This window comes from Halomonas sp. EF61 (assembly GCF_040147045.1).
Taxonomy (GTDB): domain Bacteria; phylum Pseudomonadota; class Gammaproteobacteria; order Pseudomonadales; family Halomonadaceae; genus Halomonas; species Halomonas litopenaei.
Window position 1 is genome coordinate 700255 of sequence record NZ_JAMSHM010000003.1, and the last position, 21030, is coordinate 721284.

At 61.8% G+C, this 21030-nt stretch carries 21 protein-coding genes; 14 read left to right on the top strand and 7 right to left on the bottom strand.

Features of this window, described 5'->3' with window-relative positions; genetic code table 11:
- The first annotated feature begins 244 nt into the window (after positions 1 to 244).
- Both NFI08_RS17920 and NFI08_RS17925 read left to right on the top strand, forming a co-directional pair.
- Entirely contained in the window at positions 245 to 1504 is a 1260-nt protein-coding gene (locus NFI08_RS17920; RefSeq protein ID WP_045991463.1) for an ATP-binding protein, read from the top strand.
- Positions 1505 to 1525: 21 nt separating this feature from the next.
- Positions 1526 to 2065, top strand: coding sequence for a response regulator transcription factor (locus tag NFI08_RS17925; protein WP_045991464.1), 540 nt, complete (start codon positions 1526 to 1528; stop codon positions 2063 to 2065).
- Between the two features lie 332 nt (positions 2066 to 2397).
- On the opposite strand, the gene NFI08_RS17930 is transcribed toward NFI08_RS17925, so the two are convergent.
- Positions 2398 to 3165 carry a 3-hydroxybutyrate dehydrogenase gene (locus tag NFI08_RS17930; protein WP_375038409.1) on the bottom strand — a complete coding sequence of 256 codons (768 nt, stop codon included), beginning with the start codon at positions 3163 to 3165 and terminating at the stop codon, positions 2398 to 2400.
- A 656-nt stretch (positions 3166 to 3821) separates the two neighbouring features.
- On the opposite strand from NFI08_RS17930, the gene NFI08_RS17935 reads away from it, so the two are divergent.
- Positions 3822 to 4277, top strand: coding sequence for a hypothetical protein (locus tag NFI08_RS17935; RefSeq protein ID WP_349591147.1), 456 nt, complete (start codon positions 3822 to 3824; stop codon positions 4275 to 4277).
- Positions 4274 to 5515 carry a TRAP transporter large permease subunit gene (locus tag NFI08_RS17940; RefSeq protein ID WP_108447908.1) on the top strand — a complete coding sequence of 414 codons (1242 nt, stop codon included), beginning with the start codon at positions 4274 to 4276 and terminating at the stop codon, positions 5513 to 5515. Before NFI08_RS17935 ends, NFI08_RS17940 begins: the two co-directional genes overlap by 4 nt.
- Positions 5516 to 5656: 141 nt before the next feature.
- Here the strand turns inward: NFI08_RS17940 and hybE are convergent, their stop codons facing one another.
- Positions 5657 to 6076, bottom strand: coding sequence for a [NiFe]-hydrogenase assembly chaperone HybE (gene hybE / locus NFI08_RS17945; RefSeq protein WP_108447907.1), 420 nt, complete (start codon positions 6074 to 6076; stop codon positions 5657 to 5659).
- A 121-nt stretch (positions 6077 to 6197) separates the two neighbouring features.
- Between hybE and NFI08_RS17950 the strand changes: the two genes are divergently transcribed.
- From NFI08_RS17950 to NFI08_RS17960, 3 genes are all read left to right on the top strand, one after another.
- Positions 6198 to 7028, top strand: coding sequence for an inositol monophosphatase family protein (locus NFI08_RS17950; RefSeq protein WP_045991467.1), 831 nt, complete (start codon positions 6198 to 6200; stop codon positions 7026 to 7028).
- Between the two features lie 187 nt (positions 7029 to 7215).
- Complete coding sequence (locus NFI08_RS17955; protein ID WP_045991468.1) at positions 7216 to 7479, top strand: GrxA family glutaredoxin; 264 nt, start codon at positions 7216 to 7218, stop codon at positions 7477 to 7479.
- Between the two features lie 237 nt (positions 7480 to 7716).
- Positions 7717 to 8475, top strand: coding sequence for a VOC family protein (locus NFI08_RS17960; RefSeq protein ID WP_108447906.1), 759 nt, complete (start codon positions 7717 to 7719; stop codon positions 8473 to 8475).
- 9 nt (positions 8476 to 8484) lie between these two features.
- Here the strand turns inward: NFI08_RS17960 and NFI08_RS17965 are convergent, their stop codons facing one another.
- The 3 genes from NFI08_RS17965 to NFI08_RS17975 form a co-directional block, all read right to left on the bottom strand.
- Positions 8485 to 9777 (bottom strand): MFS transporter, encoded by a 1293-nt coding sequence (locus NFI08_RS17965; RefSeq protein ID WP_108447905.1) that lies wholly within the window; start codon positions 9775 to 9777, stop codon positions 8485 to 8487.
- Between the two features lie 356 nt (positions 9778 to 10133).
- Positions 10134 to 10793 carry a CoA transferase subunit B gene (locus tag NFI08_RS17970; RefSeq protein WP_045991471.1) on the bottom strand — a complete coding sequence of 220 codons (660 nt, stop codon included), beginning with the start codon at positions 10791 to 10793 and terminating at the stop codon, positions 10134 to 10136.
- A 57-nt stretch (positions 10794 to 10850) separates the two neighbouring features.
- The gene (locus NFI08_RS17975; protein ID WP_108447904.1) at positions 10851 to 11552 is read right to left on the bottom strand and encodes a CoA transferase subunit A; all 702 of its coding nucleotides are present in this window, start codon (positions 11550 to 11552) and stop codon (positions 10851 to 10853) included.
- A gap of 182 nt (positions 11553 to 11734) precedes the next feature.
- Here NFI08_RS17975 and NFI08_RS17980 point away from each other — a divergent pair, with 182 nt between their 5' ends.
- The 6 genes from NFI08_RS17980 (at position 11735) to NFI08_RS18005 (ending at position 17344) form a co-directional block, all read left to right on the top strand.
- Positions 11735 to 12637 carry a LysR family transcriptional regulator gene (locus NFI08_RS17980; protein WP_045991473.1) on the top strand — a complete coding sequence of 301 codons (903 nt, stop codon included), beginning with the start codon at positions 11735 to 11737 and terminating at the stop codon, positions 12635 to 12637.
- Positions 12638 to 12767: 130 nt separating this feature from the next.
- A complete protein-coding gene (gene yihG / locus NFI08_RS17985) occupies positions 12768 to 13643 on the top strand; it encodes a 1-acylglycerol-3-phosphate O-acyltransferase, YihG family (RefSeq protein ID WP_045991474.1) in 876 nt (291 codons plus the stop codon).
- Complete coding sequence (locus tag NFI08_RS17990; protein WP_083970213.1) at positions 13586 to 14524, top strand: LysM peptidoglycan-binding domain-containing protein; 939 nt, start codon at positions 13586 to 13588, stop codon at positions 14522 to 14524. Before yihG ends, NFI08_RS17990 begins: the two co-directional genes overlap by 58 nt.
- A gap of 163 nt (positions 14525 to 14687) precedes the next feature.
- A complete protein-coding gene (locus NFI08_RS17995) occupies positions 14688 to 15848 on the top strand; it encodes a glycosyltransferase family 4 protein (RefSeq protein ID WP_108447903.1) in 1161 nt (386 codons plus the stop codon).
- Between the two features lie 143 nt (positions 15849 to 15991).
- Positions 15992 to 16564: a phosphatase PAP2 family protein gene (locus NFI08_RS18000; protein WP_045991476.1), complete on the top strand. Its 573-nt coding sequence runs from the start codon at positions 15992 to 15994 to the stop codon at positions 16562 to 16564.
- A gap of 114 nt (positions 16565 to 16678) precedes the next feature.
- Entirely contained in the window at positions 16679 to 17344 is a 666-nt protein-coding gene (locus NFI08_RS18005; protein ID WP_349591155.1) for an alpha-ketoglutarate-dependent dioxygenase AlkB family protein, read from the top strand.
- 140 nt (positions 17345 to 17484) lie between these two features.
- Here the strand turns inward: NFI08_RS18005 and gcvT are convergent, their stop codons facing one another.
- Together gcvT and NFI08_RS18015 are read right to left on the bottom strand one after the other, a co-directional pair.
- Positions 17485 to 18594, bottom strand: a complete 1110-nt coding sequence (gene gcvT / locus NFI08_RS18010; RefSeq protein ID WP_045991477.1) for a glycine cleavage system aminomethyltransferase GcvT — start codon at positions 18592 to 18594, stop codon at positions 17485 to 17487.
- An 83-nt stretch (positions 18595 to 18677) separates the two neighbouring features.
- Positions 18678 to 20069, bottom strand: a complete 1392-nt coding sequence (locus NFI08_RS18015) for an alanine/glycine:cation symporter family protein (RefSeq protein WP_045991478.1) — start codon at positions 20067 to 20069, stop codon at positions 18678 to 18680.
- Positions 20070 to 20633: 564 nt separating this feature from the next.
- Between NFI08_RS18015 and gcvH the strand changes: the two genes are divergently transcribed.
- Positions 20634 to 21026, top strand: a complete 393-nt coding sequence (gene gcvH / locus NFI08_RS18020) for a glycine cleavage system protein GcvH (RefSeq protein ID WP_045991479.1) — start codon at positions 20634 to 20636, stop codon at positions 21024 to 21026.
- The last annotated feature ends 4 nt before the right edge of the window (positions 21027 to 21030 follow it).

Here is a 21030-nt window from a genome sequence, read left to right on the forward strand (position 1 = left end):
TTGGTAGTGTGCTCAAGCCGACAGTCACGTCGAAGACACCACCTGGCGTCTTCGCTGCACAGGCTCCTGCCACTGTTGCCCAGCCGAGGGCACGACGCAATCGCTCGCCGCCAACGACTTTATCCCTGGTGCGCATGCCCCTGGGAGCGGAGCCACCGATCCGGGCGCCGTGCCTGTAGCGCGCGCCCCACGACGGCCGGGCCTGCGATGCGCTATCATGCCGCCACTTATCGAGGGAGAGATCATGCCTGCCGCCCTTCCATTGCCACTGTCGACGCCCAACCGCAATCTGATCCGCCTGACCTTTGTACGCGGCATCACCTGGACCGGCTTCCTGGTCGCCATCATCGTCGGCATCGAGCTCCTGGACTTCGCCCTCGATGTTCCTGCGGTGATCGCGGTGATCGTCGCCATGGGCCTGATCAATATCGCCACCTGGTGGCGCCTGGGCCGGCCCAGGGATGTCAGCCATCACGAGTACCTGATCCACCTGCTGCTGGACGTGGCCGGGCTGACCCTGCTGTTCTACTTTACCGGCGGTGCTACCAACCCCTTCATCACCTACTATCTGGTGCCGGTGACCATCGCCGCCGCCACCCTGCCCTGGCGTCACGCCTGGATCCTGGCACTCACCGCCATGGCCGCCTACAGCGCCCTGATGGTGGTCTACCATCCGGTGCCACAGCTGGGCTCCCACTACGCCTCCAGCGTCAACCTTCACGTGCTGGGCATGTGGCTCAACTTCTTCCTGTCGGCAGGGCTGGTGACCTTCTTCATCTACAAGATGGCCCACGCCCTGCGCCATCGCGACCAGACCCTGGCTCGGACTCGCGAGGCGGCGCTACGCTCGGAGCAGGTCCTGGCGGTGGCGACCCAGGCCGCCGGCACCGCCCACGAACTCGGCACGCCGCTGTCGACCATGGCGGTAGTGCTGTCCGAACTCAAGAACGAACACCACGACGACCCCAGGCTGGTGGAAGATATCGACCTTTTGCGCCAGCAGGTTGACACCTGCAAGGCGCGCCTGCGCAACCTGGTCGAAAGCGCCGACCTCCGGCGCAAGGACGAGCCGGAGACCCGCGACGCCCAGAGCTGGCTCGATGGCGTGATCGACCGCTGGCTGGTGCTGCGCCCGGACGTTACCCATCGCCTTGAGGTCGCACGCCGACGCGGCCAGCCATCGATCGCAGTGGATACCACCCTGGACCAGGCGCTAACCAACCTGCTGAACAACGCCGCCGACGCCCAGCCAGACGATATCGAGATCCAGCTCGACTGGACCGCCGACAAGGTGATCATCGATATCCGCGATCATGGGCCAGGCATCCCCATGTCGATCGCCGACCAGCTCGGCGAGACCTTCGTGTCGACCAAGAGCAAGGGACTGGGAATCGGCCTGTTCCTGACCCATGCCACCATCAATCGCTTCGGCGGGGGCGTCAGTCTGTATAATCATCACGACGGCGGCACCCTGACCGAGGTCACCCTGCCCCGCGTCGGCTGAGTCTCCATTCACGAGGACATCATGCAAGACACCGCACACCGGCTACTGATCATCGATGACGATGAGGTCTTTTGCCACGTACTCGAACGCGCCATGCAGCGCCGCGGCCACGAGGTCGAGGTGGCCCATGACGCCACCCAGGCGCTGGAACTGGCGCGTCGCCACCAGCCTGAGGTCGCCACCCTGGACCTCAAGCTTGACCAGGACTCGGGGTTGAAGCTGTTGCCCGAACTGCTGGAGGTGGTTCCCGACTGCCGCATCGTGGTGCTGACCGGCTACTCCAGCATCGCCACGGCGGTGGAGGCGATCAAGCTCGGCGCGGTCAACTACCTGTGCAAGCCAGTGGACGCCGACGAGGTACTCAGCGCCCTGGAACAGCGTGAGGGAAATCCCGAAACCGAGGTGGCAGACAACCCGCCGTCCATCAACCGCCTGACCTGGGAGCATATCCAGAAGGTGCTGCAGGAACACGACGGCAACATCTCGGCCACCGCCAGGGCGCTCGGCATGCACCGTCGCACCCTGCAGCGCAAGCTGCAGAAGCGTCCTGTCCGGCGTTGATGACACCATCGTACGCTGCCGGTGACAGCCTCCCCCCGATACAGCGGACACTCGATACAAAAGAGACGCAGCCCAGGGGCTGCGTCTCTTGTTTGAGCTCAACACGCTAGGCGCTGTCCAACGTCGGGTGTCTCTCCGTCCTTCTCTACCGTCCTTCTCTGCGCCAGGCGCCTCTAGATCAGAGGTCTTTGCGCCCGTGCATTTTACCCCCAGACTCTCTACACGAAGGGCCAAGCGCCAGAGGGTCTGCAACGGAGGCTCTGCAACGGAGGGTCTGAAACAGAGGCTCTGCAACAAAGGGTCCGCAACAGAAGGCGCTGCAACAGCGTGCTTTACTGGGCGGTCCAGCCCAGATCGATATTCCAGCTGGCGCCGGTGACTGCACCGGCCGCATCCGAGGCAAGATACCCGACCAGGCTCGCCACCTCGGAGGGGTCGATCAAGCGCTTCACGGCGGCATTCTTGAGCATGATCTGCTCGATCACCTCCTGCTCCTCCATCCCATGGAGTCTGGCCTGGTCGGCGATCTGATTGTCCACCAGTGGCGTCTTGACGTAGGCCGGACACAGGGCGTTGGCGGTGATGCCCTGGGCGCCGCCTTCCAGCGCAGCCGTCTTGGTCAGCCCGATCATGCCATGCTTGGCGCTGATGTAGGCGGCCTTGCCGGGCGAGGCCACCTGGGCATGGACCGAGGCGATATTGACGATGCGCCCCCAACCATTCTCGCGCATCGACGGCCAGGCCGCCTGGGTCAGCAGGAAGGGCGCGGTCAGCATCAGATCGATGATCTGACGCCATTTTTCCTGGGGGAACTCCTCGATGGGAGCGACGTGCTGGATGCCGGCGTTGTTGACCAGAATATCCAGCCGCCCGAAACGCCTCAGGGCTTCATCGACGGCGCCGCGACAGGCCTCGGCCTGGGTCAGATCGGCCTCGTGGAAGACCGCACCCTCGGCCTCGGCCACCTCCCGTCCGGCCGGGTTGAAGTCGACCGCCAGGACTTGATGCCCCTGAGCACGCAGATGGGCGACGACCGCCGCACCGATGCCGCTGCTGGTGCCGGTCACCAGGGCAACTCTGGGAGTGGAATGATCGCTCACTATGGCTCTCCTCTGGGTCTGGAACACATCACCCGTCGAACGGGTGGCGTCTCTGATGACGATGCCTGCCAATGCCTACATCAGCATCCCAGCATATGCCAGTGCTGCATTGCAGCGCCAGCCGGACAAAGGTCTCGATCGCTCACTCGGGGGCCGTCATCACCTTGTCCATCAGCCGCTGTGCCAAGCGACAGGATTCCTGGCCACAGGCAGACGACAGTACATGGTCGGCAGACCTGCCTGAAACTCAATATGTATATTTAGCTGAGCACAACATATATGCAGCCGTGCGCTGCTATTGATCCACATCATATCAACGCATAAGTATTTGTTGACCTGACAACATCGGGACAACACGATCCCCCCACGACCCTTGTCGCATGCAGGAGATACCTCTTTTATTTCCACGGTGGGGAAGTTGTCTTTCAAGAGTATAAAATTTGCGCGTAAACCATAAACAGGGAGCGGGATATGGACAGAATGTATTTACGCCACACCCCTTCCATTAAATATTCTGACCCTACCGACAACACAAACCTTTTATCAAACAACACTTACCAACACTGTCCAAGGAAATCATCAATTCCATCCAACCAGACGAGAACACATTCGCCATGTTGATAGCGATGCAAAAAATAGATCAGGAAATCGATAGAATGACTGGATACCTGATTCTTATTGCAATGATCATCCTATTCCTGCTGATCACTTTTGGAGCAGTTTACCGACTTTTCTTCAATACAATCAACTATCCATTTGGACTCGTTGATTTGCTCACAATCTGTGTCGTGCTTCCAGGAGCAACAATGGCTCATCGACGGGGGTGCTATTTCGCCCTTACATACATCGCGAACACGCTCCCCGATAGTGCAAGGAACAAGATCATGATTCTCGCTCAATTAGCGACAATGAAGATCATGATCATACTAACCTACCTTTTCCATGAAAACCTTCAGCTTGCAAACATAGAACACATATTTCATGAGGGAAATCTCCGCACCTTGGGCCAGATAATGCTACCTATCATGTTTATGATGATGAGCTACACCTCCTTGATTGCATTTTCACGAGCATGGTTTACCACACCACCAACTGAGGCGATCACTCAATGACCCCCTTGAGTCTGGTGTTTGCTGTCCTGGCAGAACTTCTAGTGCTTGGAGTTCCCGTCATCTTCGTGATAGGAATAGTGGGCGTTGGTCTAATCGAGACGCAAGACCTCCCTTATAAACTAGTCACTTTTCAGTTCTTGCACAATATGCAGAGTCTGCAGTTGGAAGCCATCCCTTTACTCATCGTAACCGGAGATCTCATCACTCATGGAAGAGTCAGTGCCAGCTTGAAGAGTCTCACCTTTGGCGTCTTCGGCATCGTGAAAGACGCTACCCCTCTGTCGCAGACGGTTTCAGACACGACATCCGAACCAGACACTGCAAGTAGTCATGGGCCTGTCACGCAATTGTTATCAGGCACGTCAAACAACCTTGGCCACGCACCGCAATACCGAACCAATAGAGCTGTCCCGACAATTGTGAGTGCATTTACAGCGCTATCGGTTCTTGCTGCCGTTTTTATATCAGTCTCTTACATGCTAGCCAGTGACGTGTATCCAAAGCTGGTTCCAGCAATACTCGTGCTATCCGCTATTCTGACCATCATCTGTACATATCAGAACACTCATTCACGCTCATACCATGATGGAAACCTCCGTTCGCCCTCTTTTCTGTTTTCAGTATTTTCTGCCATATGGGATCTAGCGATACCCTTGATTGTGATTGGTGGGGTAAGCTCCTACATATTCCGTTTTTCGGAAGCAGCGATGCTGGCTGTCATCCATGCTTTACTCGGAGCATTATTTATCCATAGAACCTTAGCGCTACGCGACATACGCAGAATCTTGATTCAATCATCAATAACCTCATCTGTGATAATAGTAACAATTGGATTTTCCGGATTACTCAACGCGAGTCTTCAGCACTCTGGAATTTCGGACCGCATTATCGAAACAGCGCTTTCCCTTGACAGCACCACCTACTCCACACTACTTATCGTTGCTACTGCGGTGGTGGTGACAGCCTGTTTGACAAGAGCCGTCGCTGCACTGATCATCTTGACACCGCTAGTCTATCCCTTGACCGACCAGCTTGGTATAGACGAATTCCAGCTTGGTTTTTTCATGATTTCCCTGACCAGTATCGGGGCCCTCTTTGCACAGCTCTTGGTCGAACTCTACAAGCGTCCAACAAGCGAACAAGGCACACCATCGCGATGTCACAGCCTTGCATCAGGCTATCTCCTCATAGTCTCTATTTCAATATTTATTGTAGTAAGCTGTACATTGAGCCAATAAATAAAAATATATCAATCAACCATTACCAGGAATTCACTGATAAAAACGATATAAAGTCACGACCAAGACAGCACTTTTATCAATAATGTAACAAAGCCACCCACAGCCATGCCCCCGGACAGTGACTGCTATCATGTCGACTCACTCGGGGGCCGTCATCACCTTGTCCATCAGCCGCTGTGCCAGGCGACAGGCCTCGCCCATGTCGTCGACATCGCCAAGGTCGTTCAATAGCAGGCAGCGCCACAATATGTCCCCGGCCATGATTTCCGGCTCCAGCTCGAATTCCCCCCTTGGCAGCTCCAGCACCTGAGGCCCAGCCGTGTCCGTATCGCACGCCTCGGCGGATTCCCGCACCAGCGCCAGCGACAGGTCGCAGGGCGTCAGCCAGGCGCCAACCAGCCATCCAGGCCGGCCAGGACAGGGCGCAAAACACAAGGCATCCACCGCAAGCCGGGGGTGAAACTCCGGACGCGCCTTGAACGCTCGCAGGTGACGATCACTGAATTCCCTGGCAAGACGTTCCAGCCGCCGGTACTGCTCCATCGATAACGCAGACATCACACCTTCCTGTCACTGTTGAACCCTTGATACCCCGTTACTGTCCTCGACACCCACAGGCACGCGCCGAACGGGAATGTTAGACTTCAGCCAAAATCCCTCCCCCTGCAAGGAGTCGCCCATGACCCTCGAGGAACGTCTGGAAGCCACCATCGACATCGCCACGGCGGCTGGCAAGATGATCCGCGATGCCCGCGAAGGTGACGACCTCAAGCATCACTTCAAGGAAGGCCAGGAGCTGGTCACCGATACCGACGTGGCGGTGGACACCATGATCACCGAACGCCTGGAATCGGCCTTCCCCGGCGAGGACCGCCTCAGCGAGGAGCTGGCCCCCGACAAGGATGCCGTGGAAGAAGATGGCGCCCTGTGGGTGGTCGATCCCATCGATGGTACCGTCAATTTTGCCCACGGACTTTTCCATGTGGCGGTGTCCATCGCCTACGTCAAGGATGGCGTCACCCAATTGGGCGTGGTCCATGCCCCCTTCCTCGGCGAGACCTTCACCGCGATACGCGACAAGGGTGCCTGGCGCAATGGACAGTCGATCAGCGCAAGCCAGAGCGAGTCCCTCGAGCAGAGCCTGGTCGGTACCGGCTTTCCGTACCGGCGTGATAGCCGACTGCCTCTGATGCGACGCCTTGGCGCGGTGCTTCACCACTGTCGCGATGTGCGTCGCAACGGCGCCGCCGCCCTGGATCTGTGCGATGTCGCCTGTGGCCGCCTGGACGCCTACTACGAAACCGTCTCTCCCTGGGATTTCGCCGCAGGCTGGCTGATCGCCCGAGAGGCCGGCGCCCGCACCGGGCACCTGTATCCCTGCCCGGAGGGCCTGCCCGAGGACCTTTACGGCGAGAACCTGCTGGTCAGCGCCCCGGCGATCTTCGACGAACTCGGAGAGCTGCTGCGCCAGGCCGACGCAGGGGAATTGCGCGATATCGGTATCGGTTGAGCGCCGACTTTTCGCCATGTCGATAGCCGTGTTCGATCGAACGGCATTCAGCAACGCTATTGGCCTTCCGCGACGCAATCCGTCACAATGCGCGCCATCCACTTACTCATTGACCGTCCCGCTGCATGGCATCGGACAGGTCGCTGATTCAACACTACCCACTGCATCAACGATGCGAGGAGCTTTCATGATTGTTGTCATCTTCGGTCGCCCCGGCTGCCCCTTCTGCGTACGCGCCAAGGAGCTCGCCAACTCTCTGAGCGACGCCGGTCGCATCGAGGGCTACCGCTACGTGGACATTCACGAAGAAGGCATCACCAAGGCCGATATGGAAAAGACCATCGGCAAGCCGGTCACCACCGTGCCGCAGATCTTCGTCGACCAGACCCACGTGGGCGGCTTCACCGAGTTCGACCAGTACGTTCGCGACAATGAGCTGATGCCTGCCTGAACCGACGGCACAGCCGGTAACAAGACGGGAAGCCCACACGGGCTTCCCGTTTTCTTGCTGAAGACCCCACGAGACGTGCGCCTGGTCATGCCACCTGCCCTGCCCATCCTGGCCAACAGACCTTGCCCTCATCCGTCTGGCCGCCGAAACCGTTGAACGTTCGCCCGTCGTTGAAAGATCGTCCCTCCTTCCTGCCTATACTCACAGAACAGGCTTCCTGGCAGGCAAGGATCGGCAATGACAGAGCAGCAGCGCTTCGTTCAGCAATTGTGGCTGGACTACGTCCATCAGCACCCTGACATCGGTGCGCTGCGCCTGTGGCCGGTGGATGCGCCGGTCGAGTGCTTCACGCTGGTCACCGTGAGCCAGTCCCCCTGGAGCCTGGCCTCCCTGTTGCCGGATCTTGAACGGCACGGCTACCGCCCTCTATATCGCTACGCCCTGCCCGACCGTGGCCTGCTCGCCTGCCTGTTCGCCGGCCGTGAAGAAGGGCCGAGACTGAACATCGTCGAGCTGCAGACCACCCGTCTGTCGCGACAGCCTCGCGATACTCTGCTGAAGCTGGTCGCCACCGGCAACGCAGAACGAACCCCATTGCTTGGCGCCAACCGCCCCTGGTCGATGCCTGACTGGGACAGCTACCAGCAGCTTCATCGCGCCCATCCACTGGCCGGCTGGCTGGCGGTCATGGGCCCCCGGGTGCATCACGTCGCCTTCGATTGCCACAGACTCGACCGAAGCCTGGTCGAGCTGGACCAGGCACTCCAGCAACATGGCCTGCACGCCGGACAGAACGAGGATCTGGCGCTCCCCCTGTCGGCGATGGTCGAACACCGCTTCTACCCGACCTGTTCTCGGCGTCTGGCGTTCGCCCTGGGAGATGAACATCGGGTGCAGCTCGGCGGCCTGCTGCTCTTGGAAAAACAGGCCAGTGCGGGCCAGCAGCGCACCGCCGACGTGATGCTGCCACCCCACAGCCGCTGCGAAATCACCTGACGCCGGGCGTCAGCCGGCGGCGTCGGCTGTGTGCTCTTCTTCACCCTCCAGGTCCAGCTCAAGCTGCTGGGGCTCGTAGCGGGGGTCGATCTCGGCGAAGTGCGGAGTCTCCATCACCGGCTGAGCGACAAAGGGCTCCTGCTCGACCGACTTGCCCCGCTCACCGTGGAGCCTGACCATCACGAACATGGCCAGGGCAAACGCCGCCATGCCAAGAAACAGCCATAGTCCGTCGGGACCCGCCGCCTGCATCACCAGCGAGGCACTGAAAGGCCCGATGACCGAGCCGATGCCGTACCAGATCATCAGCTTGGCATTGGCAGCGACCACCTCCTCGGGTTCGAGCCAGTCATTGGTATGGGCCAGACTGAGCGAGTACAGGGTGTGTAGCATGGCAGTGTGGCCGCAGGCGATCGCCAGCAGCAGCCAGAAGCTGGCACCGGCCGCCGCCGAGATCAGAGCACCGGTGACGGTCATCACGATCGCCATCCACAGAATGACGCGACGCCGGTCGAGACGATCCGAAACCCGTCCCAGCCCCCACTGGGCGACCAGCGCCACCAGAGTCGTAACCGCCATGAACTTGGCGGTCTGGGCGGTGGTCAGGCCGATTTCCTGACCGTAGTACGGAGTCATGGCGAAGAACGCCTGCACCATCAGGCCGCCGGTAAAGGCACCGACCAGGCCCACCGGCGCCCGCCGATACAGGGTCGACAGACGAATCTTGCGCGGCGTCACGTCGTGGTGACGACTGGGCCCCTGTATGCGATGAATCGACAACGGGACCAGCGACAGCGCAAACAGCATCCCCACCACCGAGAACAGTACCGGGCCGCCCGGGTCGGCCAGGTTGAGCATCCACTGGCCGCCGGCCAGCGAGGTGGTCGAAATCACCATGTACCAGCCCAGCACGCGACCGCGATTATCGTTGCTGGACTCCCCCGACACCCAGGACTCCATGACCATCAACAGGCCCGCCGTGGCACCACCCCCGATCAGCCGCCAGACCAGCCAGGCCCAGGGATTGATCCACAGTCCATGAAGCATGGCGGTGACCGCCAGCGACGCCGCACAGGCGGCGAACACGCGAATATGGCCGACACTGCGAATGCGCTTCTCAAGCCAGTAGCTTCCGGCCACGAACCCCAGCGAGAAGCTCGACATCAGAAGCCCCGCCATCTGGGAGGGGAAGCCCTCCAGCGACATGCGGACCCCGAGCAGGGTCATGATCAGACCGTGACCCAGCAGGAAGCTGATCTCACACAGGAACAGAACCGGGAGAGTGGCAGGGAGTGCGCGCAACACAGACCTCCGTGGCGATGGCGAATGGCCGGCCGAGAGCCCGTCTCGACCAGTGACCTGGGCGCCGCATTGTACCTGCCAGGGCTCGAGTCTCCATCCCTCCCACGAGGTTCATCCACAGATTCTGTGGATAAAGCTGTGCATCAAGGCGTTTGAACCGTCCAAAAGCCCGATCACTGCGGCACCGGACTCAAGATGGTCATAAATTCGGCAACCACGACAGGGTCTCGCAAACGCCAGCGGGCCGGCGTAAGCCGGGCCGCTGCGAGGGTGCCAAAACCTTGTTCTCGCTCAAGGTATCAGCCAGCAGAACATGCTGGCTCGGCAAGGGTGACGCTCGTCAAAGGGCGTTTTGGTCAGTCGAAGACCATTTCCGGAACGTCATCCGGCACGATCAGCTTGCCGGCGGTCTTTTCCTTGATCTCCTCGACACTGACGCCCGGTGCCCGCTCCTTGAGGATAAAGGCGCCGTTGTCGATCTCCAGATAGGCCAGATCGGTCAGCACACGATTGATGCAGCCGGCACCGGTCAGCGGCAGGCTGCAGGACTCCAGCAGCTTGGAGGTGCCGTCCTTGGAGGCGTGGGTCATGGTGCAGATGATGTTTTCGGCACCCGCCACCAGATCCATGGCTCCGCCCATGCCCTTGATCAGCTTGCCCGGGATCATCCAGGAAGCGATGTTGCCGTTCTGGTCAACCTCGAAGGCGCCCAGCACCGTCAGGTCGACGTGACCGCCGCGAATCATCGCGAAGGACTCCGCCGAGGAAAAGATCGCCGACCCCGGACGCGCGGTGACGGTCTGCTTGCCTGCGTTGATCATGTCCGGATCGACCTCTTCCTCGGTGGGGTAACGCCCCATGCCGAGCAGACCGTTCTCGGACTGCAGCATCACGTCCATGCCTTCCGGAATATAGTTTGCCACCAGGGTCGGAATGCCGATGCCCAGGTTCACGTAGAAGCCGTCTTCGAGTTCGCGCGCGACACGCTGCGCCATCTGTTCACGAGTGAGTGCCATCTTGATGCCTCTTTGCTGTTCTTTGGAGAAGTCGTTGCGTCAGGGCGATGCGCCTGATCAGCCCTGGTGTACGGTGCGCTTCTCGATACGCTTCTCGAAGGTGCCCTGGATCAGGCGGTCGACGTAGATACCGGGCGTGTGGATCTCGGCCGGATCCAGCTCGCCCGGCTCGACGATCTCTTCGACCTCGACCACCGTGATCTTGCCGGCGGTGGCGACCATGGGATTGAAGTTCTGGGCGGTCTTGCGATAGACCACATTGCCGTAGCGATCGGCCTTCCAGCCCTTGACGATGGCGAAGTCACCGACGATGGCCTCTTCGAGGATATAGTGGCGACCGTTGAACTCGCGCACTTCCTTGCCCTCACCGATGGGGGTGCCATAGCCGGTCGCCGTGTAGAAGGCGGGAATACCGGCACCGCCGGCGCGCATCTTCTCGGCCAGGGTCCCCTGCGGGGTCAGCTGCACATTGATCTCGCCGTCGAGCATCTGACGCTCGAACAGGGCGTTCTCGCCCACGTAGGAGGCCAGGATCTTGCTGATCTGACGATCCTCCAGCAGCACCCCGAGGCCAAAGCCATCGACGCCACAGTTGTTGGAGACCACCGTGAGGTCCTTGACCCCGCGACGCTTGATCTCGGCGATCAGGTTCTCCGGAATGCCGCAGAGACCGAAGCCTCCGGCCAGCACCGTCATACCGCTCTCGATGCCGTCCATCGCCTCTTCATAGGAATACACGCGCTTGTCGAATCCGGCCATGTGGGGCGCCTCGTCTGTCGATGAAAGTGAAAGGAGAGGTGGCGAACCGGCACCGTTCCGGTGCCCCGCCCTGCCTCAAGGTAGCACTGAAGGCAGTGTTGCTCGCCCCCATATATTTGTTAAGTTTGTTTTCTTTATTGATTATTTATATCTTTAAATAAATTTGACCTTGGTAGCATGTCGTGACCGTCAAGCAACTGCGTGCCTTTCTGGCGGTGGCCAGAACCCTGAGCTTCACCCAGGCCTGTGAACAGCTCCACCTCTCCCAGCCGGCGCTGAGCCTGGCGATCAAGGGTCTCGAGGACAGCCTAGGCGGTAGACTGCTGATCCGCACGACCCGAAGCGTCCGCCTGACCCCCGAAGGTGAGTCCCTGGTGCCGCTGGCCAAACGCTTGCTGGTGGAATGGGACAACACCGAGGACGCCCTGCGCCAACGCTTCACCCTGCAACTTGGACGGCTCTCCCTGGCCGCCATGCCGGCCTTTGCCGGCAATCTGCTGGCCCCGGCGCTGGGGGTGTTTCACCGCCAGCACCCGCGTATCAACGTCACCGTACATGACGTGGTCAACGAGCAGGTGATCGACATGGTGCGCCAGCGCCAGGTGGAGATGGGCATCGCCTTCGAGCCGGAGGCTACCGGCAGCCTGCACTTCACTCCGCTGTTTCACGACCGCTTCGTGGCCGTGCTGCCCCCACGCTCGCCTCTGGTACAGCATTCAAGCCTCGACTGGGAAAGCCTGATGAGCTGGGACTTCGTGGCGCTGCAGCGGCCTTCCATGGTACGCCGCCTGCTGGAGCAGCAGCTCGGTGCCCGACACGGGGCCCTCAAGGTAGCCTTCGAGACCCATCAGCTCGCCAGCGTCGGACGCATGGTGGCCAATGGCCTGGGCGTCAGCGCCGTGCCCTCGCTGTGCCTGCGTCAGATGCAGGAGGCCGGCGCGGTCTGCCGCCCACTCAAGGATCCCGTCATCGAGCGCGCCGTGGGGGTGGTCACCTGGAACCCCCACGAGCTGTCGGTGGCCGCCCGCGCCATGCTCCAGGTACTGGTCGACAATATCGAGACACCGACCCTCTCAGAAGCATGACGCTGACATGGCCGTGGACCCTCGCACTGGGCAGCCGGCACCGGATCCATTAGGATTGGCGGGCCTGCCTCGCCCACTGTCACGGCCAGGCGACACCCGCTCTATCTGCTGTTGCGAGGTTATCCAAGGAATGTCGACCCTCAAGGGCCTGATCAGCGTTCTGCTGCTGGTTGGCAACACGCTATTCTGGACCATCCCGTTGGTGATCCTGACCCTGCTCAAGGTGGTCACCCCCGGGCGACGCTGGCAGCGGCGCGTGCTGGCCGGGCTCAACGCCATCGCCCTCAACTGGATCGGTTTCAACCTGTGGTGGATGCGTCACTGGATCAAGCCCGACCTTCGCATGTCGGTGCCCGAGGGGCTGAGCCCGGACGCCTGGTACCTGGTGCTGTCCAACCATCGGAGCTGGACCGACATCTTCCTGCTGATGATGGCGTTTCATCGCAAGATCCCGATGCCACGCTTCTTTCTCAAGCAGCAGCTTATCTGGATCCCGGTAGTAGGCATGGCCTGGTGGGCACTGGAGTTTCCCTTCATGCGCCGCTACAGCAAGGAGCGCCTGGCCGCCAACCCACGCTTGGCCGAACGCGATCGCAAGGCCACCGAGCGCATGTGCAAGCGTGCCCGCGACGTTCCCATTGCCATCATCAACTTTGTCGAAGGGACCCGTTTCACCCCGGCCAAGCGCGAGGCCAGGCAAAGCCCCTTTCGCCATCTGTTGCGCCCCAAGGCCGGCGGCATCGCCCAGGTACTGAACCTGCTCGGCGATCGTCTCGACGCCATCATCGACCTCACCATCGACTACCAGTCGAGCCAACCCAGCTTCTGGCGCTTCCTGTGCGGCCAGGAGAAGGCCATTCGCCTTGATGCACGCCGCCTCGACGTGGCGCCGTGGATGCTGGAGGGGCGCTATCACGACGACCCGCACTACAAGGAACGCTTCCACTCATGGCTCAACGCCCTGTGGCAGAACAAGGACGCCTCACTCGACTCGCACCGCTGGTGATCGCCCTGCTGCTGGCCGGCTGCGCCGGTCAGGGGGCATCCCCGACGTCATCGCAACGCAGCGCCAGCGTCGCCGGCAGCAGCATTGCCGGCGACTGGATCAGCGTGCAGCGCGGCGACACCCTCGGCTCCATCGCCCGCCGCGCCGGCGTACCGCTATTGCGGCTGCAGCGCTTCAATCCGGGTGTCGACGCCCGCCACCTGGCCGTGGGTCAGCGCCTGCTGGTGCCCTCTCATCAGGAGCGGGCGCCGTCCGGCGGCCCCTATCGCTATCAGATCCGCCCCGGCGACACCTATAGCGCCGTTGCCAGGCGCTTCGGCACCACCGCTCAGCGCATCCAGAGTGCCAATCCTGGCGTCCGCGCCACCGACCTCAAGGTCGGCCAGGTGATCCAGGTGCCGCTGGCCAGCCGATCGGTCGCCAGCAGCTCAGGCACGTCCAGCAGCTCAGGCACGTCCAGCCCCTCTCGCTCCGCTTCGTTGCCGGATCCCGGTCCGGTCGCCTCAAACGCTCGTGGCTGGCCCTGGCCGCTGGACGACTATCGGGTGGTTCGCCGTTACGGCAAGGACAGCCGCGGCAGCCTGCAGCCGATGCTGCTGGCCACCGACGAGGGCGCCCGGGCCAAGGCCGTTGCCGATGGCCAGGTGCGGTTCGCCGACGGCATGCGGCAACTGGGCCAGGTGGTGATCGTGCACCACGCCGATAACCTGCAGAGTGTCTACGCGCTATGTGACGACCTGCTGGTCAAGCAGGGAGAACAGGTCAGCCGCGGCACCCCACTATGCGTGGTCGGCAAGCATGCCTCGACCGGCCGCCACGATCTGCTGTTCGACATGCGCCATGGCGGCAAGCCCATCGACCCGGACACCATCCTTCGCTGAGCGCTGCGGGCCGAGTCGACGCAAGCGCAATGCGCTTGTCCGTCGCCCGGCCCCATCGACACCGTAACAGCCTGTTCATATCGCTGACCTAGAGATGTCATGCTGGAGCATCACTCTGTCTCGGGAGCGGGCCATACGGGGCCCGACCGGTACGAGGAATTCCATGCGCATCTGTCTGGTCAGCGAAACCTGGTCTCCTGATATCAATGGGGTCGCCCATACGCTGGGGCGCATCAGCCAGGAACTGCGTGCTCTTGGCGTGACGCTGCAGCTGGTCCGGCCGGCCCCCGTCGACGGCTCCACCGAACCCGCCACCGGGATGGCCCACGAACTTCGCGTACGCGGCATGTCGATGCCGCGCTACAAGGAAGTGCGTATCGGCTGGGCCTCCGCCAGTCGTTTGCGCAGGCTATGGCGCGACAATCGTCCCGACGTCATCTATGTAGCGACCGAAGGCCCCTTGGGCTGGTCAGCCCTGCGCGCGGCAGAAAAGCTGGACATTCCCGTGGTCAGCGGCTGGCACACCAACTTCGATCACTACTGCCAGGACTATGGTCTGCCGTGGCTGGCGCCACTGGTACGCAATCGCCTGCGTCATTTTCACAATCGCTGTGCGGCGACCCTGGTACCGACCCATCAGCAAGCCCGGGAGCTGACGCAAAGAGGCTTCGAGCGCGTCAGCGTCATGGCACGTGGCATCGAAGGCGATCGTTTCACCCCCGCCAAGCGTAGTCAGCAACTGCGCGACAGCTGGGGTGTCGGCCAGCACCAGCCGGTGGCGCTTTACGTGGGCCGACTGGCGCCGGAGAAGAACCTGGAGCTGTTGCGCGACACCTTTCTCGACATGCTCGAGGCGCGCCCCGACATGCGCCTGGTGGTGGTGGGCGACGGCCCCGGCCGGGCATCGCTGGAAAAGGCCCTGCCGGACGCCATCTTTACCGGCTTCATCGATTCCGCCGAGATGCAGATCCACTACGCCAGCGCCGACATCTTCGTCTTTCCCTCGCTGTCAGAGACCTGGGGCAACGTCATTCTCGAAGCCATGGCCAGCGGCCTGGCGGTCGTAGCCTTCCGCCACGCGGCCGGCGCCGAGTTGATCACCACCGACAAGGATGGTGTCAGTGTCGCCGCCGGTGACAACGCCGAATTCCGCCAACAGGCGACAGCGCTATGCCAGCAGCAGGCACGCTACGCCCGCCTGGGCCGCGCCGCCCGGGAACGCGCCCTGGCCTACCGCTGGCCGTCCATCGCCCAGACCTTCCTCGACGCCCATCACCAAGCCCTGACGTCGGGGACCGGCCTGTCGGACCCCGCCAAGGCCTAGATCAGGCTGTGGCTCGTTGAACACCCCCGCCGCCAGAGCGAGTGGCGGCGTGGAGGTCACAGGCAGCGGGCCCAAGCACGACACATGACGATACATGACGACAAAAGACGATAGAAGACGACTTACCGCCAGGGAGATGTGACATGCCCACTAAAATCCCGCAGATGTTCGACCGCCTGGATATGCTCGAGTGGCAACTGTGCCAGCGCACCGCCGGCCTCAGCATTCACCGCCCCTGGCTATCCACCTTGAAGATCTCCAGCAAGCTGGGCGACTGGCCGATCTGGGTGGCGCTGATCGTGGCGTTGCCGGCGATCCACGGCCGCGATATCGGTCTGCGCCTGATGCTCGAATACACCGTCACCGCCGTGGTGGCGATCGCGGTGTACAAGCTGCTGAAGACCCGTCTGTGTCGAGAGCGGCCCTTCATCACCTTTGGCGGCAGCATCCAGTGCAACGAACCGGCCAGGGACCGCTACAGCTTCCCCAGCGGCCACACCATGCACGCGGTGATGTTCTGCACCCTGGTCGCGGTACACAGCCCCGCCCTGCTGCCCTGGCTGCTGCCGCTGGCGGGCTTGATCGCCATCTCGCGGGTGGGCCTGGGACTGCACTACTACAGTGACGTCCTTGCCGGCGCGGCGCTCGGCTATGGCATGGCCCTGGCTAGCCTTGGGCTTTCCTCGACCACTCTGCTGATCGCGGCGTCCCACTGACGCCGCCTCGGGGGGCATCACTGCCGCTCGCCCGCCGCTCGCCCGCATCTCCAGAACAAGCGCCACCGCTCCTGATCGGTGGCGCCAGCCAGCCTTCACTGGCATCCTGCTTGAATGCCTCCACATGACCCCAAAGCGCTGCTCGAATTGCTACACGAAGCACCACTCGAAGCGCCACCCCAAACCCTGGTCGAGACCCTGCCGCTTTACTACCTGCCCGGGCTCATAAGCGAGTCCGACGCCAGCGACCTGCAGGATAGGCTGCGCCAGGAACTCGACTGGCAGCAGCCGGAACTGACCCTTTACGGGCGCAGTCATCCCATTCCCCGCCAGCAGGTATGGATGGGCGATCACGCCTATCGTTACTCCGGCAGGGACTTCGCGCCCTGCCCCTGGCATCCGTCGGTGGCGGCCCTGCGTGATCGTCTCAATGACCTCCTCGAACGGTTTTCAGCCGTCGACAAGAGCACGCCGACCTGCGCCTTCAATAGCGTACTGATCAACCGCTATCGCAACGGCGAGGACCGCATGGGCTGGCACTGCGATAACGAAGCGGAACTTGGCGACTGCCCTACCATCGCCTCCATCAGCCTGGGAGCGACCCGTCCCATGCGCTTTCGCTGGAAGGACCGCTCGTCCGCGGCCTTCAACGTCTGGCTCGAAAGCGGCAGCCTGCTATGGATGGGACCAGGCTGCCAGGAACAGCTCGAACACGCCCTGCTGCCGCGCAAGATCCCGGGTGAGCGAATCAACCTGACCTTTCGTCGGCTTATCGTCTGACCTGCAATGCCGGCGCCAGACCCGAGCCGTCTCTTTCTCCAGGGCATAAAAACGGCGCCCTGTGGGCGCCGTTGATCGTTCATCCGATGGCAACTTTAGGTTACCGAAGATAACGGTATAAGGCGTTATCTATCGAGTTGTCAGCCGCGATAGTAACCCGGTGTGATGACCGGCATGCGAGTCACCGTCATCGGCAGACGCTTGCCACGCACCTCGGCGTACACGGTGGTGCCGATCTCGGCGTGATCGAGGCTGACGTAGCCCATGGCCACCGGCTTGCCGACGCTGGGGCCAAAGCCACCGGAGGTCACCTGCCCGAGCAGACGATCGTCCTCGCTGTAGAGCTCGGCACCTTCGCGCACCGGAGCACGCCCCTCGCCCAGCAGGCCGACGCGCTTGCGCTGGTGGTCCTTGACTTCGACCTGGTGCAACACCAGATCAGCCCCCGGGAAGCCACCGGCGCGCTCGCCGCCACGACGACGTGGCTTGCCAATGGCCCAGATCAGCCCCGCCTCCACCGGCGTGGTGGTGGTGTCGATATCGTGGCCGTAGAGACAGAGCCCGGCCTCCAGGCGCAGGGAATCACGCGCCCCCAGGCCGATGGCCTCGACCTCTTCCTCAGCCAGCAGCTTGCGCGCCAGGGCGTCGGTCTGATCCGCCGGCACCGAGATCTCGAAGCCATCCTCGCCGGTATAGCCGCTGCGGCTGATCCACACCGGGATACCGTCGATGTCGAAGCGACCATGCTGCATGAACACCATCTCGCAGGCTGCCGGACACAGGCGCGCCATGACATCGGCGGTCTTCGGCCCCTGCAGCGCCAGCAGGCCGCGATCGACCACCTCGACTTCGTGGTCGGGCAGCCCGCGACGCAGATGGGCGATGTCCTGATCACGACAGGCCGCGTTGACCACCAGGTAAAGGTGGTCACCGGCGTTGACCGTCATCAGGTCATCGAGGATACCGCCGTCTTCGCTGGTAAACAGGCCATAACGCTGCATGCCTTCGGGCAGGCCGACCAGATCCGCCGGCACCAGGGTCTCCAGCGCGGCCAGCGCGTTCTCGCCACGAATCAGGATCTGCGCCATGTGCGAGACGTCGAACAGGCCGCAGGCCGCGCGGGTATGCTCGTGCTCTTTCTTGACCCCCAGCGGATACTGAACGGGCATGTCATAGCCCGCGAACGGGACCATCTTGGCCCCCAGCTCTCGATGCAGGGCATTCAGCGGTGTCGTCTTGAGTTCACTCATGGCGTTTCGTCTCGTGGTTCGTGAAAGAACCCTTGCAACGACAGGAGGTGCCCCTGAGGGCACCTCCCGTGGTCGGCTCAGGCTCAGGACTTGTCGTGATCAAGGGCCTCGCCCGGCAGGATGTCCTTGCCGTCGAAGTAGTCCTTGGTCAGCTTGAACACCACCGGCGACAGCAGCGCCAGGGCGATCAGGTTGGGAATCGCCATCATGGCGTTGAAGGTGTCGGCCATCAGCCAGATGAAGCCAAGCTGGGCCAGCGCACCCACCGGAATGGCCAGCACGAACAGTACCCGGTAGATCATGATGGAGCGGGTACCGAACAGGAACTGGAAGCACTTCTCGCCATAGAAGGACCAGCCGAGGATGGTGGTGAAGGCGAAGATCGCCAGGGCGATCGACACGATGGCCTCACCCCAGCCATTGGGCAGGGCATTGTCGAACGACAGCGCGGTCAGCGAGGCGCCGGCCTCACCGGTCTCCCAGATCGGCGCGGTCAGGATCACCAGGGCGGTGATGGTGCACACCATGATGGTATCGATGAAGGTACCGAGCATGGCGATCAGCCCCTGGCGAACCGGGTTCTTGGTCTGGGCCGCGGCGTGGGCGATCGGCGCGCTGCCAAGACCGGCCTCGTTGGAGAAGATACCCCGAGCGACACCGAACCGGATGGCCGCCATCACGGCTGCGCCGGCGAAACCTCCCATGGCGGCGTGGGGATTGAAGGCGTAGTAGAAGATGTTGCTCAGGGCGCCGCCGATCTGGTCGGCATTGACCGCCAGGGCACTGACACCGGCGATGATGTAGGCGATACCCATGATCGGCACCAGCTTGCCGGCCACCTTGGCGATACGCTTGATACCGCCGAGGATCACCGCACCGGCCAGCACCATGATCACCACACCGGTAATCCAGGGCTCGATGCCGAAGCTCGACTCGAGGGCGTCGGCCACCGAGTTGGACTGCACGGTGTTGCCGATACCGAAGGCGGCCACGGCGCCGAAGAAGGCGAAGGCGCCACCCAGCCACAGCCATTTGCGGCCGAGTCCGTTCTTGATGTAGTACATCGGTCCGCCGATATGGAAACCGGTGTCATCGGTCTCGCGATAGCGCACCGCCAGCACCGCCTCGGCAAACTTGGTCGCCATGCCCACCAGGGCGGTGATCCACATCCAGAACACCGCACCGGGGCCACCCAGGGCGATCGCCGTGGCCACACCGGCGATGTTACCGGTACCGATGGTCGCCGACAGCGCCGTCATCAAGGCGTTGAACGGCGAGATCTCACCTTCATCCTTGCTTTCGGACTTGCTGTCACGCCCGCCCCACATCAGCTTGAACCCCATCCCCAGCTTGCGGATGGGCATGAGCTTGAGACCCAACTGGAGGTAGATACCCACCCCCAGCAACAGGATCAGCATGATCGGTCCCCACACCACCCCATTGATGGCGGAGAAGATATTGTTGAGTGCTTCCACGGAAGTCTCCCTTTTGACTCGGCACTTGTTGTTATGCGCTGTCGACCAGCAGAAAGCCTGTTTACCGTGAATTGTTATCGGAATAACAGGCATATCAGACGAATCGACAGCACGGACCCGCCTACGATAGCGGATATTGTCGCAAGGGCACCAGCAACGCTTGTCCACGCTAACGCCGCATCGCCAGCCGTCGCATGCGTGAACGTCAACCGTGTTTCCTATTGGAAACTTTTGCCACCTTAGCCAAGGCGTTTGGTCTTGGCAAATCCCCCTTTGGTCGCTGAAGGCCCCCGCGCCTCTTCGACGTCTGTAGCATAGTCGCCAACGTCGAATCATGCCGGGTCTCGCCACCAACGCGTCCATCACGTGCCATCCGCCCATCCCCTTCACCTCACCGTGGCTTCAGCCACGGGCGTGGACTGGACGCCAACCGCGAGTCGTTCCACCCTATGTCTTGAGAGTGCGGCGACCACCCCGTTTTTCTCTCATCATGGACTCGCCAAACGCCGAGAATGGCGTTAGCATGCGCGAAACCGGAAAACCTTTTTCGTATAGGAAATCGAGATGAGCTCAATCCCCGCCAACCTGCGCTATGTCGACAGCCACGAATGGATTCAGGACAACGGCGACGGAACCGTCACCATCGGCATCACCGATCACGCTCAGGAAGCCCTAGGTGACGTGGTCTTCGTCGACCTGCCCGAGGTCGGCACCAGCCTCGCCAAGGGCGACGAATTCGGCGTCATCGAGTCGGTCAAGGCCGCCTCTGACCTCTATGCGCCGGTGGACGGCGAGATCGTCGAGGTCAACGAGTCCCTCGAGGACGCTCCGGAGACCGTCAACGAAGCGCCTTACGAGGATGGCTGGATCATGAAGGTGCGCCTCGACGACCAGAGCGCCCTCGACGACCTGCTCGACGCCGACGCCTATCAGGCAGTGGTCGACGCCGAAGGCTGAGCCG